The organism is Rhodococcus antarcticus (assembly GCF_026153295.1).
Taxonomy (GTDB): domain Bacteria; phylum Actinomycetota; class Actinomycetes; order Mycobacteriales; family Mycobacteriaceae; genus Rhodococcus_D; species Rhodococcus_D antarcticus.
Genome location: NZ_CP110615.1, coordinates 683,533 through 698,009, shown reverse-complemented (window position 1 = coordinate 698,009; position 14,477 = coordinate 683,533). Strand labels below are relative to the sequence as shown.

Here is a 14,477-nt window from a genome sequence, read left to right as displayed (position 1 = left end):
CGTGAAGGTGACGGTGCTGGTCGGTGGAGTGGGCGGGGCGCGGTTCCTGCAGGGGCTGGAGACGGCCCTGGGGCTGGGGCACCCGGACTGCCCGCACGAGGTGACGGCGGTGGTCAACGTCGGCGACGACGTGTGGATGCACGGGCTGCGCATCTGCCCGGACCTGGACACCTGCATGTACACCCTGGGCGGCGGCATCGACGTCGAGCGGGGCTGGGGGCAGTCGGGCGAGACCTGGGTGGTCAAGGGTTCCCTCGCCGAGTACGGGGCGGACCCGGACTGGTTCGGCCTCGGCGACAAGGACATCGCCACCCACCTGGTGCGCACCCGGATGCTCCGAGCCGGCTACCCGCTCTCCGCGGTGACCGAGGCGCTGTGCACCCGCTGGGGCCCGTCGGTGCGGCTGCTGCCCGTCACCGACGACCGGTGCGAGACCCACGTGGTCGTCACCGACCCGACCGACGGCGAGCAGCGTGCGATCCACTTCCAGGAGTGGTGGGTCCGTCACCGCGCCCAGGTGCCCACGCACTCCTTCGTCCAGGTCGGCGCCGAGCAGGCCGCGCCCGCACCCGGGGTGCTCGAGGCCATCGGGGACGCCGACGCGGTGATCCTGGCACCGTCCAACCCGGTGGTCAGCGTGGGGGCGGTCCTCGCGGTGCCCGGGATCCGCGGGGCGCTGCGGACCACCCGCGGCAAGGTCGTCGGCCTGTCCCCCATCGTCGGCGGGTCCCCGCTGCGCGGCATGGCCGACGTGTGCCTGGACACCATCGGGGTGGAGACCACCGCCGAGGCCGTCGGCCGGATGTACGGGGCGCGCTCGGCCAACGGCCTGCTCGACGCCTGGATGGTGCACAGCGAGGACACCGCGGACGTGCCGGGCGTCGAGGTCGCCCGGGTCCCGCTGCTCATGACCGACCGTGGGACGACGGCCGCCATGGCCCGCACCGCGCTCGAGCTCGCCGGGCTGTCCCTGTGACGGTGCTGGACCACGCCGCACCGGGCGAGCTGCGGGTGCTGCCGGTGCCCGGGCTGCCCGAGTTCCGGCCCGGGGACGACCTGGCCGCAGCGATCGCGGCCGCCGCACCGTGGGTCACCGACGACGACGTCGTGGTGGTCACCAGCAAGGTGGTCTCCAAGGTCGAGGGTCGGCTGGTGAGCGCCCCGGCCGACCCGGAGGCCCGGGACGCGCTGCGCCGCGAGCTCGTGCTGGCCGAGTCCGTCCGGGTGCTCGCGACCAAGGGCCGCACGCTCATCACCGAGAGCCGCCTGGGCATCGTCCAGGCCGCCTCGGGGGTGGACGCCTCCAACGTCGACGTCGGCGAGCTCGCCCTGCTCCCGCTGGACCCCGACGGCTCGGCCGCATCTCTGCGTGCACGTCTGCACCACCTGCTCGGCGTCACCGTCGCGGTCGTGCTCACCGACACCATGGGCCGCGCGTGGCGGGTGGGCCAGACCGACACCGCCATCGGCTCGGCCGGGCTCGCGGTGCTGCACCGCTACGCCGGGGGCACCGACGTCCACGGCAACGACCTCGTGGTCACCGAGGTGGCCGTGGCCGACGAGCTCGCCGCCGCGGCCGACCTGGTCAAGGGCAAGCTCGGCGGGGTCGCGGTGGCCGTGGTCCGCGGGCTCACCCCGGTCGACGACGGTTCCACCGCCCGGGAGCTGGTGCGGCCGGGCCCCGACGACCTGTTCTGGCTCGGCACCACCGAGGCGCTTGCCCAGGGGCGGGTGGAGGGACGTGTCCAGGGGCGGCGCGAGGCGCTGCTGCGGCGGCGCTCGGTGCGGACCTTCACCGACGCCCCCGTGGACCCCGGGGCGGTGCGGCGCGCGGTCGGTCTCGCGCTCACCGCGCCCGCCCCGCACCACACCGCCCCCGTTCGCTTCGCGTGGGTGCGCACCCCGGCCGTGCGGCGCCACCTGCTCGACCTGATGGCGCAGCGGTGGCGGGCGGACCTCGCCGCGGACGGGCTCTCCCCCGAGGCGGTCGACGCGCGGGTGGGCCGCGGGGACCTGCTCCGCACGGCCCCCGAGCTCGTGGTGCCGTTCTGCGTGCCCGACGGCGCGCACCGCTACCCCGACGACGCCCGGCGGGCGGCCGAGCGGACGATGTTCACCGTGGCGGTGGGGGCGGCGGTGCAGGGCCTGCTCGTGGCGTTGGCCGCCGAGGACCTGGGGTCGTGCTGGGTCGGCTCCACGATCTTCACCCCGGAGCTGGTGGCCCGCGAGCTCGGGCTGCGCTCGGACTGGGTGCCGATGGGCGCGGTGGCGATCGGCCACCCGGCGGAACCCCTGGACGTCCGGGAGCCGAAGGACCCGCGCACCGGGCTGGTGGAGCTGTGAGCGCCGCGTCGCTGTACGCCTCCACGGTCGCGGCGCTGGACGGGTTCCGCGCGCCGTCCACCGACCAGGACGCGCTGCGGCACACGGTGCTCGCGTTCCTGGCCGCCCGGTCCGACGCCTGTCTGCGGGCGTGCACCCCGGGCCACGTCACCGCCTCGGCGCTGGTGCTCGACGCCGACGCCACGCACGTCCTGCTCACCCTGCACCCGCGGGTGGGCCGGTGGATCCAGCTGGGTGGGCACTGCGAGCCCTCCGACGAGTCGCTGGTCGACGCCGGGCTGCGCGAGGCGTGCGAGGAGTCCGGCCTCGACGAGCTGGTGATCGACCCCGAGGTGCTGCACCTGGACACCCACCCGATCACCTGCTCGGGCGGGGTGCCCACGCGCCACCTCGACGTCCGGTTCCTGGTGCGGGCGGCACCCGGGGCGCAGATCGTGCGCAGCGAGGAGTCGGTGGACCTGCGGTGGTGGCCGGTGGACGCACTGCCCGGGACGGCCGCCCGGGACACCATCGGCGAGCTGGTGCGCCTGGGCCTGGAGCGCGTGGCCCGCACGGCCTGAGCCGGCCGGACACGTCCCGGGGGTGATCGCCCCCGGGTGATCGCCGTTCCGGCACCCTGACGTGGCCCCTGACCACCTGAGCGTTCCCGAACGGCGATCACCGCTCAGATGTGGCGGTGGTCGGACGGGCTCAGCCGGGGCCCGAAGCGTGGACGCGGCGCGCCCGTGGCCTCCAGCAGCCGCACCGCGCGCTGCCGCTGCGGTGCGTACGGGGCGAGCACCTGCGCCATGCCCTCGTCGTCGAGCGGGCGCCCCACCAGGGCCCAGCCGACCACGGTCGGGACGTGGAAGTCCCCGAAGCTCACCGCGTCCGGGTCCCCCCACGCGCGCTGGGCGACCTCCGCGGCCGTCCACACCCCGATGCCGCGGACCTTGCGCAGCAGCGAGCGCCCCAGCTCACCCCGCAGCTCGGCGGCCCGCTCGAGCCGGTTGGCCACGCTCGCCGCCCCGAGCAGCGCCCGCCGCCGCGAGAGGTCCACCCCAGCCCGGTGCCACTCCCAGTCCGGGATCGCCAGCACCTCGGCCGGACCGGGCGGCAGGCGCAACCCCTCGGGGACCGGACCGGGGGCCGGCGTCCCGAACCGCCAGGCGAGCTCGCGCCACGAGCGCCGCGCCTCGGTCCCGGTCACCTTCTGCTCCAGCACCGCCCCGAGCAGCACGTCCCACACCGCACCGGTGGCCCCCAGGCGCAGGTGCGGCGCCGCGCGCACGGCCGCGGCGATGCGGTCGTGGTGGCTGGTGAACGACGCCGGGTCGTCGTCGGCCCCGAGCAGGGCCGGCACGCCGTCCAGCGTCCGACCGGCCCCCGGACCCCAGGCGCGGGCGTGCACCACCCCGTCCGGCGTCCGCGACAGCGCGAGGGTGACCGGCCCGTCCGGGGTGTTGGACGCGCGCCAGACCACCCCGCCCTCCGTGCTCGCGGTCGGGTCCCCACGGCCGCGGGACAGCGGCGCCAGCACGGAACGCAGGTCGACGACGAAGTCCGGCCGCCAGGACCGTTGCGCGTCGGTGCTCAGGGCGCGCTCACACGTCGGTGGAGAAGCGGATCCCGCCGTCGGGCAGCTGCACGTCGGGCCACACCCGCGCCCCGCGCAGCAGCTCGCACCGGGCGCCCACCACGGCCCGGTCGCCGATCACGGCGTCGCGGACCAGCGCCCGCACGCCGATGCGGGCGTCGAAGCCGAGGATGGAGCGCTCCACCACGGCCCCGGCCCCGACCGCGGAACCGTCGAACAGCACCGCACCGTCCAGTCGCGCACCCGCGCCCACCGTCGCGCCGGCGCCCACCACGGTCCCGCCGAGCAGCAGTGCGGTGGGGTCCACGGTGGCACCGGGCAGCACGAGCGACTCCCCCGGGCGGCCCGGCAGCGCGCTGGAGGGGGCGATGCCGCGCACCAGGTCCGCCGAGCCCCGGACGAAGTCCTCGGGAGTCCCCATGTCGCGCCAGTACGCCGCGTCCACGTGGCCCTGGAGCCTGGCCCCGGCGGTGAGCAGCGCGGGGAACACCTCGCGCTCCACCGAGACCGCCCGCCCCGTGGGGATCGACTCGAGCACGGAGCGCTTGAAGACGTAACAGCCGGCGTTGATCTGGTCGGTCGGCGGGTCCTCGGTCTTCTCGAGGAAGTCCGTGACCCGGCCCTCGGCGTCGGTGGGCACGCAGCCGAAGGCCCTGGGGTCGCCCACCCGCACCAGGTGCAGGGTGACGTCCGCGTCGGTGGTGGTGTGCGTGTACAGCACGGCCCGCAGGTCGGTCCCGCCGAGGACGTCACCGTTGAAGACCATCGCGTGCTCCCCGCGCAGCCGGTCCGCGACGTTGCGGATGCCCCCGCCGGTGCCCAGGGGCTCCGCCTCGGTGACGTACTCGATGTCCAGCCCCAGGGCGGACCCGTCACCGAAGTGCTCGGAGAAGACCTCCGCCCGGAAGGACGTGCCGAGCACCACGTGCTGCATCCCGGCGGCCTTGATGCGCGAGAGGAGGTGGTGCAGGAACGGCACGCCCGCGGTGGGGAGCATCGGCTTGGGGGCCGACATGGTGAGCGGCCGCAGCCGGGTCCCCTTGCCGCCCACCAGGATCACGGCGTCGATGTCCTTCGGGCTCATGCACGTCCTCTCAGTGGGGTTCCCACCGCGGCGGCGGCGGTCCCGGCGCGTCACTGCCACGCACGGCGGCAGTGACAGTACTGTTTTCTCTATTACAGCCAGGGAGGCGGAGCCGGTGCACCACCCCATGCGACGACGACCGGTGCGCGACGACGACCCCGGCCAGCGGGCGCCGGCCGACGTCATGTCCCGCGCGGACGACACCCTGCGCCGCGCACGGCAGCGCAACGCCTCCGTGGTGACCCTCGACGTCGCGGGCTCCCCCGCCGACTCCTGCGCCACCGTGGTCATCCCCCGCCACGTGGTCACCGCGGCCGATCCCCACCAGGCCGACCCGGACTCCACGCAGGTCATCCGGGTCCGCAACCGTTCGGCCTGACCGAACCCTCAGGCCGCGCGCACGGCGAGCCGGCTGCGCACCGCGAGACCCACCCGCAGCGCCAGCCGCACCGGCGCACCCACCACGCCCGGGTGCCGGTCGGCCTGGAAGCGGTACGCGCTCGCGTGGTGCGCCGCCAGCATCGCCCCGGGCGCCCGGCGGGCGGCGTGACCCTGCTCGTGGACGACCTCCGCACTGGGGGCGTAGACGTTCCACCACCCAGCGCGGCTCAACCGGTCACCGAGGTCCACGTCCTCGAAGTACATGAAGTAGCGCGGGTCGAACCCGCCGACCGAGCGGAAGGCGCTGCGCCGCAGCAGCAGGCACGACCCGGACAGCCACCCGGCGGTGCGCTCCACGGGCTCCTCGCCGGTGCGGCGGTAGGCCGCGCTGAACGGGTTGCCCGGCCACGCCCGGCCCAGCACCGCGTGCCCGGTCCCGGAGACGAGGTCCGGCACCGCCCGGGCCGAGGGGTACACGTCGCCCTCCGGCTCGCGCACCAGGGGCCCGAGGGCCGCGGCTCGGGGCCAGCGGGCAGCCACGGCCAGCAGCTCGTCGAGGCTGCCCGGGTGCAGGCGCACGTCCGGGTTGGCGACCAGCACCCACTCCACCGCCGCGGGCAGGTCAGCCACGGCCCGGTTCACCGCCGCCCCGTAGCCGAGGTTCTCCCCCGTGCGCAGCAGCTCGACACCGGGGTGCGCAGCGACCGCGGCCTCGGGGGCGCCGTCGGTGGAACCGTTGTCGGCCAGCACCACCCGGGGCTGCAGCACCGTGGCCGCACGCACCCCGGTCAGGAAGGACTCCAGGTGTGCCCCCGGGGAGAAGGTCACCGTCACCACGGCGAGCTGCTCGGAGGTGGTGATGCTCACGACGGGGTGGGGAGCAGGCCGCCGAGCGAGACCGCCCGGTGCAGCGCGTCGCGCCACGGACGCAGCGGGGTCAGGCCGGCCGCGGCCCACGCCGTGCCGCTGAGCACCGAGTACGCCGGTCGCGGCGCGGGACGGGGGAAGTCGGCGGTGGTGCAGGGCTGCACCCGCGCCGGGTCGGCGTCGATCTCGGCGAACACCGCACGGGCGAACCCGCACCACGTGGTCGACCCCCCGTTGGTGGCGTGCAGCACGCCTCCGGGCAGGTCGGTCCGAGCCGCGAGCTCGAGCAGCCCCGCGGCCAGGTCACCCGTCCAGGTGGGTGAGCCGTGCTGGTCGTCGACCACGGTGAGCGTCTCCCGCTCCCCCTCGAGCCGCGCCATGGTCCGCACGAAGTTCGCGCCCGCCGCTCCGTACACCCACGCGGTGCGCACCACGTGCGCGCCGGGCAGTGCGGCCAGCACGGCCTGCTCGCCCGCCAGCTTCGTGCGGCCGTACACCGAGCGGGGTCCGGTGGGGTCGCCCGGCTCGTAGGGGGTCTCGGCGTCGCCCGGGAAGACGTAGTCGGTGGAGACGTGCACCAGGCGCACCCCGTGCCGGGCGCACGCCCGCGCCAGCAGGCCCGGGCCGGTCTCGTTCACGGCGGCGGCAGCGTCGGGCTCGGACTCGGCGGCGTCCACGGCGGTGTGCGCCGCACAGTTGACCACCACGTCCACCCCGGCCACGGCGGCGTCGACGGCAGCGGCGTCGGTGATGTCGAGCTCCCGCGAGCCGGGTGCGGTGACCTCGTGACCGGCGGACCGGGCCTGCTCGGCCACGTCGGTGCCCAGCTGGCCGTGCCCGCCCGGGACCAGCAGCCTCGTCGGCGCCGGGCTCATCGTCCCAGGGCCGAGTAGCCGGCCTCGGTGGCGGCCTTGGCGGGTGCCCACCACGCCTCGTTGTCGCGGTACCAGGCGACGGTCGCGGCCAGCCCGGTCTCGAGGTCGGCGTACTGCGGGGTCCAGCCGAGCTCGGTGCGGAGCTTGCCGGCGTCGATCGCGTAGCGCAGGTCGTGGCCCGGGCGGTCGCCCACGAAGTCGAACCAGTCCTCGGCCTTGCCCAGCACCCGGAGCAGGGTGCGGACCACCGTGAGGTTGTCGGCCTCGCCGTCAGCCCCGATGAGGTAGGTCTCCCCCAGGCGGCCGCCGTCGAGGATGGCGTGCAGGGCCCGGTTGTGGTCGTCGACGTGGATCCAGTCGCGCACGTTGGCCCCGGCCCCGTAGACCTTCGGCTTCACGCCGGAGAGGATGTTCGTGACCTGGCGCGGGATGAACTTCTCGACGTGCTGGTAGGGCCCGTAGTTGTTGCTGCAGTTGGAGATGGTGGCCTCGATGCCGAAGCTGCGCACCCAGGCGCGGACCAGCAGGTCCGCCCCGGCCTTGGTCGAGGAGTACGGGCTCGACGGGCGGTAGGGGGTGTCCTCGGTGAACCGCTTGGGGTCGTCGAGCTCGAGGTCGCCGAACACCTCGTCGGTGGAGACGTGGTGCAGCCGCTTGCCGTGCGCACGAACGGCTTCCAGCAGGCGGTAGGTACCGATGATGTTCGTCTGCAGGAACGGCTCGGGGTCGCGCAGCGAGTTGTCGTTGTGGCTCTCGGCGGCGAAGTTGACCACGATGTCGTGCTCGGCGACGAGGCGGTCCACCAGCGGACCGTCGGCGATGGAGCCCTCCACGAGCTCGACCGAGGACGCGACCGGCTCCAGGCTCGCGCGGTTGCCGGCGTAGGTCAACGAGTCGAGCACCGTGACCTGGTGGTCGGGACGGTGCGTCACCGTCTGGTGGACGAAGTTCGCCCCGATGAATCCGGCACCGCCGGTGACCAACAACCTCACGAGGACCCCTCCGGGAGCACCAGACGACAGAGAAGTGCAGTCTGGCACGCCGGGCCGGGGTCACGATCTGCACCGCTCGACACCGCTAGCCTGGGTGACCGACGCGGACCCGACCCCCTGGCGGTCACCGAGCGTGGGAGACAGAGTTGCAGAACGGCCCGACACGGGGCGAGGCGGACGAGCCCCGCCGCAGCGCTCCCCGCCGCTACGGACCGGGCGCGTCGGGAGCTCCCCGCCAGCCCCGCAACCCGTCGCCCCTGCCTCCGCTGCGGGCCGGCTCGCCGCCGCCCGCCCGTCCCCTTCCACCGCTTCCACCGCTTCCACCCCTGCCGTCCGACGGTCGTCTGCGCGGGCGCGACCGCCGGGAGCTCGCCGGGGCGTCCGGTGCGGGACACCGGCCGCCCCTGCCGCCCCTGGCGCCACGCCGCGCGCCGGCCTCCCACCCCCCCGCTCCGGCCCGGCCCGTCGTGCGCCCCCCCGGTCCGGCAGCCCCTGCGGCCCGTGCCCGCGTGCTCGGACGCAGCCTCGTCGCGCTCGCCTCGGTCCTGGTGCTGGCCGTCACCGGCACGGCCTGGCGCACCATCGACACCCTGACCTCCCAGCTCGCCACGACGAGCGCGCTGGACCTGGGACCCTCCATGTCCGGGGACGGCGGAGCCCCCGCCGACGGCGCGACAGACATCCTCCTGGTGGGGACCGACAGCCGCGCCGACGCCCAGGGCAACCCGCTCTCGCCCGACGAGCTCGCCCTGCTGCGGGCCGGCGACGTGGCCACCACCAACACCGACACGATCATCCTGGTGCGGGTGCCCAACGACGGGAGCTCGGCCACCGCGGTGTCCATCCCGCGCGACTCCTTCGTCGACGTGCCCGGTCAGGGCAGGAAGAAGATCAACGGCGCCTACGGCACCGCGAAGGCCCAGCGCGCCGACGAGCTGGTCCGGCAGGGCACGAACCAGGTGGACGCCGAGGCGCCGTCCACCGAGGCGGGCCGGACGGCTCTCGTCGCCACCGTCCAGGAGCTCACCGGCGTCACCGTCGACCACTACGCGGAGATCGGCCTGCTGGGGTTCGTCCTGCTCACCGACGCGGTCGACGGTGTGCCGGTGTGCCTGGCCGCCGCGACGTCGGACCCCTTCTCCGGGGCCGACTTCCCCGCGGGGGTGCAGACGCTGAGCGGCGCCGACGCGCTGAGCTTCGTGCGCCAGCGCAAGAACCTCCCCCGCGGTGACCTCGACCGGATCACCCGTCAGCAGGTCTTCATGGCCTCGCTGGCGAAGAAGGTGCTCTCCGCGGGCACCCTCACCAGCCCCGGCGCCCTCGGCCAGCTCAGCGCGGCGGTGCAGCGGTCGGTCGTGATCGACTCCGGCTGGGACGTGGTGGGGTTCGCGACGCAGCTCGCCGGCCTGGCCGGCGGTGCGGTGACCTTCCAGACCATCCCCGTGGCGAACCCGGACGCGACCAGCCCCGACGGGTCCAGCATCGTCGAGGTGGACCCGGACGCGGTGCGCGCCTTCACCTCCGGGCTCCTGGCTGGCCCCGGGGGCAACCCTGCAGCGGCGCCGGCCGGAACCGACCCCTCGACCACCACCGTGGACGTGTCCAACGCCAGCGGCACCTCGGGCCTGGCCGCCCGGGTCGCCGAGACCCTGTCCGCCGCCGGCTTCGGGTCCGGGAGCGTCGGCAACGCGAGCTCGTCGAGCACGTCATCGGTGCTGGCCCCGAGCCCGGACGACGCCGGCGCCGCCGCCGTGGCCGCCCAGCTCGGCGGGCTCCCCGTCCGGCAGGACGACGGCGTGCAGCGGGGCACGGCGCGGGTCGTGCTCGGCAGCGACTACTCCGGGCCGGGGTCCGCCGGCTCCACGGCCACGGCCGCACCGGCGGTGCAGGCCGCTCCGGTCGAGCCTCCCGCCGCACCCGTCGCCGCCACGGGCGGACCCACCTGCGTCAGCTGATCACCGGTCACGCCGCGACGCGGAACGGGTCGTGCTCGACGAGCAGCTTCTCCAGGCGTGCCTCGTCGACCCGCACACGGACGGTCGAGATCTCCTGGCGGTCGCGGACCACCTTCGCCAGGGTGAAGGCGCTGGTGACGACGAACAGCAGCGTCATGGCCAGGAACGCGCGCTGCCAGGGGTCGATGGGCAGGTAGGCGATGCCCACGACGCACCCCGCGAGGCTGATCCCGAAGGCGATCACGGCCTGCAGGTAGAAGGCGGCGGTGGAGGAGGTCTGCGGCTGCGGTGTGCTCATGGCACGAGCCTGCTCGATCGTCGGTCCGCGCACATGCGTACGACTACGCGGCCGGGAGACCTGGCCGAGCGGCGACCGGGACGGGACTGACACCCTGGGGCCATGTACCCCGCTGCCGCCCCCACCCTCGCGGACGCGCTGCTGCGCCCGATCCTGGCCGTCGACGCCGCACGTCCGCTGGTCACCTACTACGACGACGCCACCGGGGAGCGGGTGGAGGTCTCCGGCACCACGCTGGCGAACTGGGCGGCCAAGACGGCGAACCTGCTCCGGGACGAGCTGGGCGTGAACCCCGGCGACCCGGTGGCCGTGCTCCTGCCGGCGCACTGGCAGAGCGTGGCCGTGCACCTGGGGGTCTGGTGGTGCGGGGGCGTGGTCGTGGCCGACCCGGACGGTGCAGAGGTGGCCCTGTGCACCCTCGAGCGGCTGCCCGAGGCCGAGGCGGCCCCCGAGGTGGCGGTGCTCAGCCTGGACGCCTTCGGCCGCGGGATCGACGGGCTCGCGATCGGGATCACCGACTACGCCACGGCGGTACGGGTGCACGGCGACGCCTTCGCTCCCACCCCCGTCGGCGGTGACGACCCGGCGCTGGAGGAGCGCAGCGTGGACGAGGTGCTCGGGGCGGCCCGGGCCTCCGCATCGCGCCAGGGGCTCACCGCCCAGGACCGGGTGCTCTCCTCGGCCGGCTGGGACACCACGGTCGGCCTGGTCGACGGGCTGCTGGCGGTGCTGGCGGCCGGGGCGTCGCTGGTGCAGGTGGCCAACCCCGACGACGCGCGGACCACCCGGCGCGTGCAGACCGAGAAGGTCACCCGCGAGATCTGAGCACCGGGCCCCGCTCCCGACGGACCCGGCGGCACCGGTCGTCGTCGCGGCCGGGGTCGCGTCCGCTCGTGCGGCTCGCGGGAGGTCCGGTTAGCGTCGCTGCTCGTGACCGATCACCTGCGCCCACCCGCGCTGCCCGACCTGCCGCCCCCGTGGCACACCCCGGAGCGCGAGTCGCTGCAGCTGCAGGCGCGCACCTTCGCGCGCGAGGAGGTGCTGCCCGTCGCGAACGAGCTCGATCCCCGGAAGGGCCTCATACCGCCGGCGCTGCTGGGACGGCTCGCCGAGCTGGGGTACTTCGGCATCACCACGGGCACCGAGCACGGCGGGATGGGCCTGGGGGCCTTCGAGTACTGCATGGTCGCGGAGGAGCTCGCCCGGGCCTGGATGAGCGTGGCCAGCATCATCGCCCGCGCCCAGGGCCTGGGCACCGGCCTGGCCGACGACTCCCGGCGCACCGAGCTGCTCGAGCGCTCCGCCCGGGGCGACTGGATCGGGGCCATCGCGCTCAGCGAGCCCGACGCCGGGTCCGACCTCGCCGGGGTGCGCACCAGGGCCGTCCGCGACCGCTCGGGCGGCACCGACGAGTGGGTGATCACCGGGCACAAGCGCTGGTGCGGCAACGCCGAGGCCGCCGACTTCATCCAGGTCCTCGTGCGCACCCGGGACGCCGAGCCCGGCGAGCCCCGCTCGGCCGGCCTGGAGACCCTGCTCGTCGAGAAGGAGCGGGGCAGCTTCCCCGACGGGCTCACCGGCACGCCCATCGACAAGATCGGCTACCACGGGTTCCTCACCTGGGACCTGGCGCTCGACGGCGTGCGCGTCCCGGCGGGCAACGTGGTCACCACCGGCCACGGCGACGAGAGCGGCTTCTCCGGGGTGGGCGCCTGGCTGGACGTGGCCCGGGTGCACACCGCTGCGCGCGCGGTCGGGCTGGCCCAGGCCGCGGTGGAGGACTGCACCACCTACCTGCAGGAGCGCGAGCAGTTCGGCCACCCCATCGGCGACTTCCAGGCGCTGCGCTTCGCCCTGGCCGACATGGCCAGCGAGGTCGAGGCCGCCCGGGCGCTGTACCGGCAGGTGGCCCACCTCATCGACTGCGGCGTGGGCTGCACCCGGCAGGCCGCCATGGCCAAGCTCCGGGCGAGCGAGATGGCCGCGGCGGTGACCACGCAGGCCATGCAGCTGCACGGCGGCAACGGCTACACCACCGAGCGCGCCGTCGAGCGGCACTGGCGCGACGCGCGGCTGACCACGATCTTCGAGGGCACCTCCGAGATCCAGCGCAAGATCATCTCCGACGAGATGCTGCCCCGGCCGCGATGAGGCTCAGAACGGCAGGGTGACCTCGCGCGCCTCGGTCCACGTGAGCACGGTGGCACCGAAGCGGGGTGCCGGCACGTGGACCTCGCCGTCGAGCAGCAGCCGCAGGGCCAGGTGCGGCAGGTTCAGCCCGCTCGCCGCGGAGTGGAACAGCCCCGAGGCCGCGCGGGTGTTCACCTCGAGCAGCCGCGCCCGGCCCTGGCCGTACCGGACCTGGACGTTGGACAGGTATCGCAGCCCGTGGCCCTTGGTGATCGCCTCGGTGATGCTGAGCGCCTCGAGGTCCTCCACGATCTGCCGGGTCCACTGCGGCCCGGCCTTGGACCGCGGCACCGCGGCGAGCACGGTGCCGTCCTGGGAGAGCACGTCCACGCTGAGCTCGTCGCCCTCGAGCAGCTCGCACACCAGCAGCGGTGCCACCTCGCCGACGGCCTCGATGCGCCGGGCCACCTCGTCGGGGTGCACCCGGGCGTCCGGCAGGGCCAGCAGGTCCGCGTAGCTGCCGACGGTCTCGTCGAGCACGCGGAAGCCCTTGGCGCCGTGGTCGACCGCAGGCTTCACGCACGCCCGCAGCCCCTCGGCCCGCAGGGCCGCCACGGCCGCGCGGAAACCGTCGGCGTCGGTCACCACGTGCGTCTGCGCCACGGGCACCCCCAGGCTCAGCGCGCTGGCGTGGGCGGCCGCCTTGTCCCCCAGGGTCCGCACCGCGTCGGCCGGGTTGACCATCAGCGCCACCCCGGCCGCCGCGAACTCCCCGGCCGCGTCGTCGATCGCGGCCCGCTCCCGCCCGGGCACGAAGACGTCGATGCGCCGCTCCGCGCAGATCCGCAGGGCCAGCTCCACCCACTCGCGGCCGACCACGTCCTCGGGCTCGGCGAACACGTCGTCGCAGGCCTGCAGGAACGGGGTGGAGCGGGCGGTGTGGCTGCCCGTGACGTGCATCTCGACGCCGTCGGTCGCCAGACCACCGCGCAGCATCCCGATGAGCTGGAAGGTGCCGCGGTAGGCCTGGTTGAACCACAGACGCAGGGCCACGGCACGCTCCTCGTATCGGGTGGGACGGTCCGGACTCCCGTGATCGTGCCGCACCGCCACGGAGGGAACCACCATGACCGGCCCCGAGCAGCCGCGACGACGCCCCCGGCTCGTGGCCAGCGACCTCGACGGCACCCTGCTGGGCCCGGACCACGAGGTCTCGCCCCGCAGCCGGGCCGCGCTCGCCGCGCTGGCCGCGGCGGGGGTGCCGTTCGTGGCCGTCACCGGGCGCGCACCGCGCTCGCTGGGCCCGCTGGAGGGCACCGCGGCCGGCCGGGTCGTGGTGTGCGCCAACGGGGCGATCACCTGGGACCGGATCGCCGGACGGGTGCTCGCGCAGCACCGGCTGGACGCGGGCACCGCCGTCGAGGTCGTCGAGCGGCTGCGCCGGCGGCTGCCCGGGCTGACCGCGGCCGTGGAGCGGCCGGACGGCACCCTCGCGCACGAGCCCGGCTACCGACCCAGCCGCCCGTGGCCGGGCTCACCGCGACCGTTGCCCGAGATCGTCGGGGGCGGGGTGCTCAAGGTGGTCGTGCACTCCGCCGGTGGTGGGCCGGACGCGCTGCGGGTGGCGGTGCAGGAGCTGGTCGGCGCCCAGGTCACCGTCACCGCCAGCGCGTCGGGCCCCTACGTCGAGATCGGCCCGCCCGGGGTGGACAAGGCGAGCGGGCTGGCCGTGGTGGCCGCCGGGCTCGGGGTGGTCGCCGCCGACGTGGTGGCCTTCGGCGACATGCCCAACGACGTCAGCATGCTGCGCTGGGCGGGCCGCGGCGTCGCGGTGGCCAACGCCCACCCGGACGTGCTCGCGGTGGCCGACGAGGTGGCCCCGCACCACGGCGAGGACGGGGTCGCACGCTGGCTGGAGCAGCTCCTCGGCGGCGGGGGCCTCGACACGGGCTGGTGACCACGATCACACTCGGGGG

The 14,477-nt window shown here is 75.3% G+C and carries 15 protein-coding genes; 8 read left to right on the top strand and 7 right to left on the bottom strand.

What is annotated here, in order from left to right; genetic code table 11:
• Position 1 precedes the first annotated feature (1 nt).
• The 3 genes from cofD to RHODO2019_RS03490 are packed head-to-tail and all read left to right on the top strand — an operon-like array spanning position 2 to position 2,903.
• On the top strand, positions 2 to 976 hold the full coding sequence (gene cofD / locus RHODO2019_RS03500) for a 2-phospho-L-lactate transferase (RefSeq protein WP_265383649.1): 975 nt from the start codon (positions 2 to 4) through the stop codon (positions 974 to 976).
• On the top strand, positions 973 to 2,343 hold the full coding sequence (locus RHODO2019_RS03495) for a coenzyme F420-0:L-glutamate ligase (protein WP_265383648.1): 1,371 nt from the start codon (positions 973 to 975) through the stop codon (positions 2,341 to 2,343). Before cofD ends, RHODO2019_RS03495 begins: the two co-directional genes overlap by 4 nt.
• On the top strand, positions 2,340 to 2,903 hold the full coding sequence (locus RHODO2019_RS03490; RefSeq protein ID WP_265383647.1) for an NUDIX hydrolase: 564 nt from the start codon (positions 2,340 to 2,342) through the stop codon (positions 2,901 to 2,903). Before RHODO2019_RS03495 ends, RHODO2019_RS03490 begins: the two co-directional genes overlap by 4 nt.
• Before the next feature lie 104 nt (positions 2,904 to 3,007).
• Here RHODO2019_RS03490 and RHODO2019_RS03485 read toward each other — a convergent pair whose 3' ends face one another.
• Together RHODO2019_RS03485 and manB are read right to left on the bottom strand one after the other, a co-directional pair.
• Entirely contained in the window at positions 3,008 to 3,862 is an 855-nt protein-coding gene (locus RHODO2019_RS03485) for a DNA-3-methyladenine glycosylase family protein (protein WP_265383646.1), read from the bottom strand.
• Positions 3,863 to 3,926: 64 nt separating this feature from the next.
• Positions 3,927 to 5,003, bottom strand: a complete 1,077-nt coding sequence (gene manB / locus RHODO2019_RS03480) for a mannose-1-phosphate guanylyltransferase (protein ID WP_265383645.1) — start codon at positions 5,001 to 5,003, stop codon at positions 3,927 to 3,929.
• Between the two features lie 127 nt (positions 5,004 to 5,130).
• On the opposite strand from manB, the gene RHODO2019_RS03475 reads away from it, so the two are divergent.
• Positions 5,131 to 5,382 (top strand): hypothetical protein, encoded by a 252-nt coding sequence (locus RHODO2019_RS03475; RefSeq protein ID WP_265383644.1) that lies wholly within the window; start codon positions 5,131 to 5,133, stop codon positions 5,380 to 5,382.
• A gap of 8 nt (positions 5,383 to 5,390) precedes the next feature.
• Here RHODO2019_RS03475 and RHODO2019_RS03470 read toward each other — a convergent pair whose 3' ends face one another.
• From RHODO2019_RS03470 to rfbB, 3 genes are read right to left on the bottom strand one after another with little or no spacing between them, the layout of a single operon-like run.
• Positions 5,391 to 6,251, bottom strand: a complete 861-nt coding sequence (locus tag RHODO2019_RS03470) for a glycosyltransferase family 2 protein (RefSeq protein ID WP_290428890.1) — start codon at positions 6,249 to 6,251, stop codon at positions 5,391 to 5,393.
• A complete protein-coding gene (rfbD, locus tag RHODO2019_RS03465) occupies positions 6,248 to 7,126 on the bottom strand; it encodes a dTDP-4-dehydrorhamnose reductase (RefSeq protein ID WP_265383643.1) in 879 nt (292 codons plus the stop codon). Before rfbD ends, RHODO2019_RS03470 begins: the two co-directional genes overlap by 4 nt.
• The gene (rfbB, locus tag RHODO2019_RS03460) at positions 7,123 to 8,118 is read right to left on the bottom strand and encodes a dTDP-glucose 4,6-dehydratase (RefSeq protein ID WP_265383642.1); all 996 of its coding nucleotides are present in this window, start codon (positions 8,116 to 8,118) and stop codon (positions 7,123 to 7,125) included. Before rfbB ends, rfbD begins: the two co-directional genes overlap by 4 nt.
• A 509-nt stretch (positions 8,119 to 8,627) precedes the next feature.
• On the opposite strand from rfbB, the gene RHODO2019_RS03455 reads away from it, so the two are divergent.
• Entirely contained in the window at positions 8,628 to 10,073 is a 1,446-nt protein-coding gene (locus tag RHODO2019_RS03455) for an LCP family protein (RefSeq protein ID WP_265383641.1), read from the top strand.
• 7 nt (positions 10,074 to 10,080) lie between these two features.
• Here the strand turns inward: RHODO2019_RS03455 and RHODO2019_RS03450 are convergent, their stop codons facing one another.
• Complete coding sequence (locus tag RHODO2019_RS03450; protein WP_265383640.1) at positions 10,081 to 10,371, bottom strand: YiaA/YiaB family inner membrane protein; 291 nt, start codon at positions 10,369 to 10,371, stop codon at positions 10,081 to 10,083.
• 102 nt (positions 10,372 to 10,473) lie between these two features.
• On the opposite strand from RHODO2019_RS03450, the gene RHODO2019_RS03445 reads away from it, so the two are divergent.
• Together RHODO2019_RS03445 and RHODO2019_RS03440 are read left to right on the top strand one after the other, a co-directional pair.
• Positions 10,474 to 11,196, top strand: a complete 723-nt coding sequence (locus tag RHODO2019_RS03445; protein ID WP_265383639.1) for a TIGR03089 family protein — start codon at positions 10,474 to 10,476, stop codon at positions 11,194 to 11,196.
• 105 nt (positions 11,197 to 11,301) lie between these two features.
• Positions 11,302 to 12,522, top strand: a complete 1,221-nt coding sequence (locus RHODO2019_RS03440; RefSeq protein WP_435532167.1) for an acyl-CoA dehydrogenase family protein — start codon at positions 11,302 to 11,304, stop codon at positions 12,520 to 12,522.
• Positions 12,523 to 12,525: 3 nt separating this feature from the next.
• On the opposite strand, the gene RHODO2019_RS03435 is transcribed toward RHODO2019_RS03440, so the two are convergent.
• Positions 12,526 to 13,554 carry an ATP-grasp domain-containing protein gene (locus tag RHODO2019_RS03435; protein WP_265383638.1) on the bottom strand — a complete coding sequence of 343 codons (1,029 nt, stop codon included), beginning with the start codon at positions 13,552 to 13,554 and terminating at the stop codon, positions 12,526 to 12,528.
• A gap of 73 nt (positions 13,555 to 13,627) precedes the next feature.
• Here RHODO2019_RS03435 and RHODO2019_RS03430 point away from each other — a divergent pair, with 73 nt between their 5' ends.
• Positions 13,628 to 14,458 carry an HAD family hydrolase gene (locus RHODO2019_RS03430; RefSeq protein ID WP_265383637.1) on the top strand — a complete coding sequence of 277 codons (831 nt, stop codon included), beginning with the start codon at positions 13,628 to 13,630 and terminating at the stop codon, positions 14,456 to 14,458.
• Positions 14,459 to 14,477: the final 19 nt, after the last annotated feature.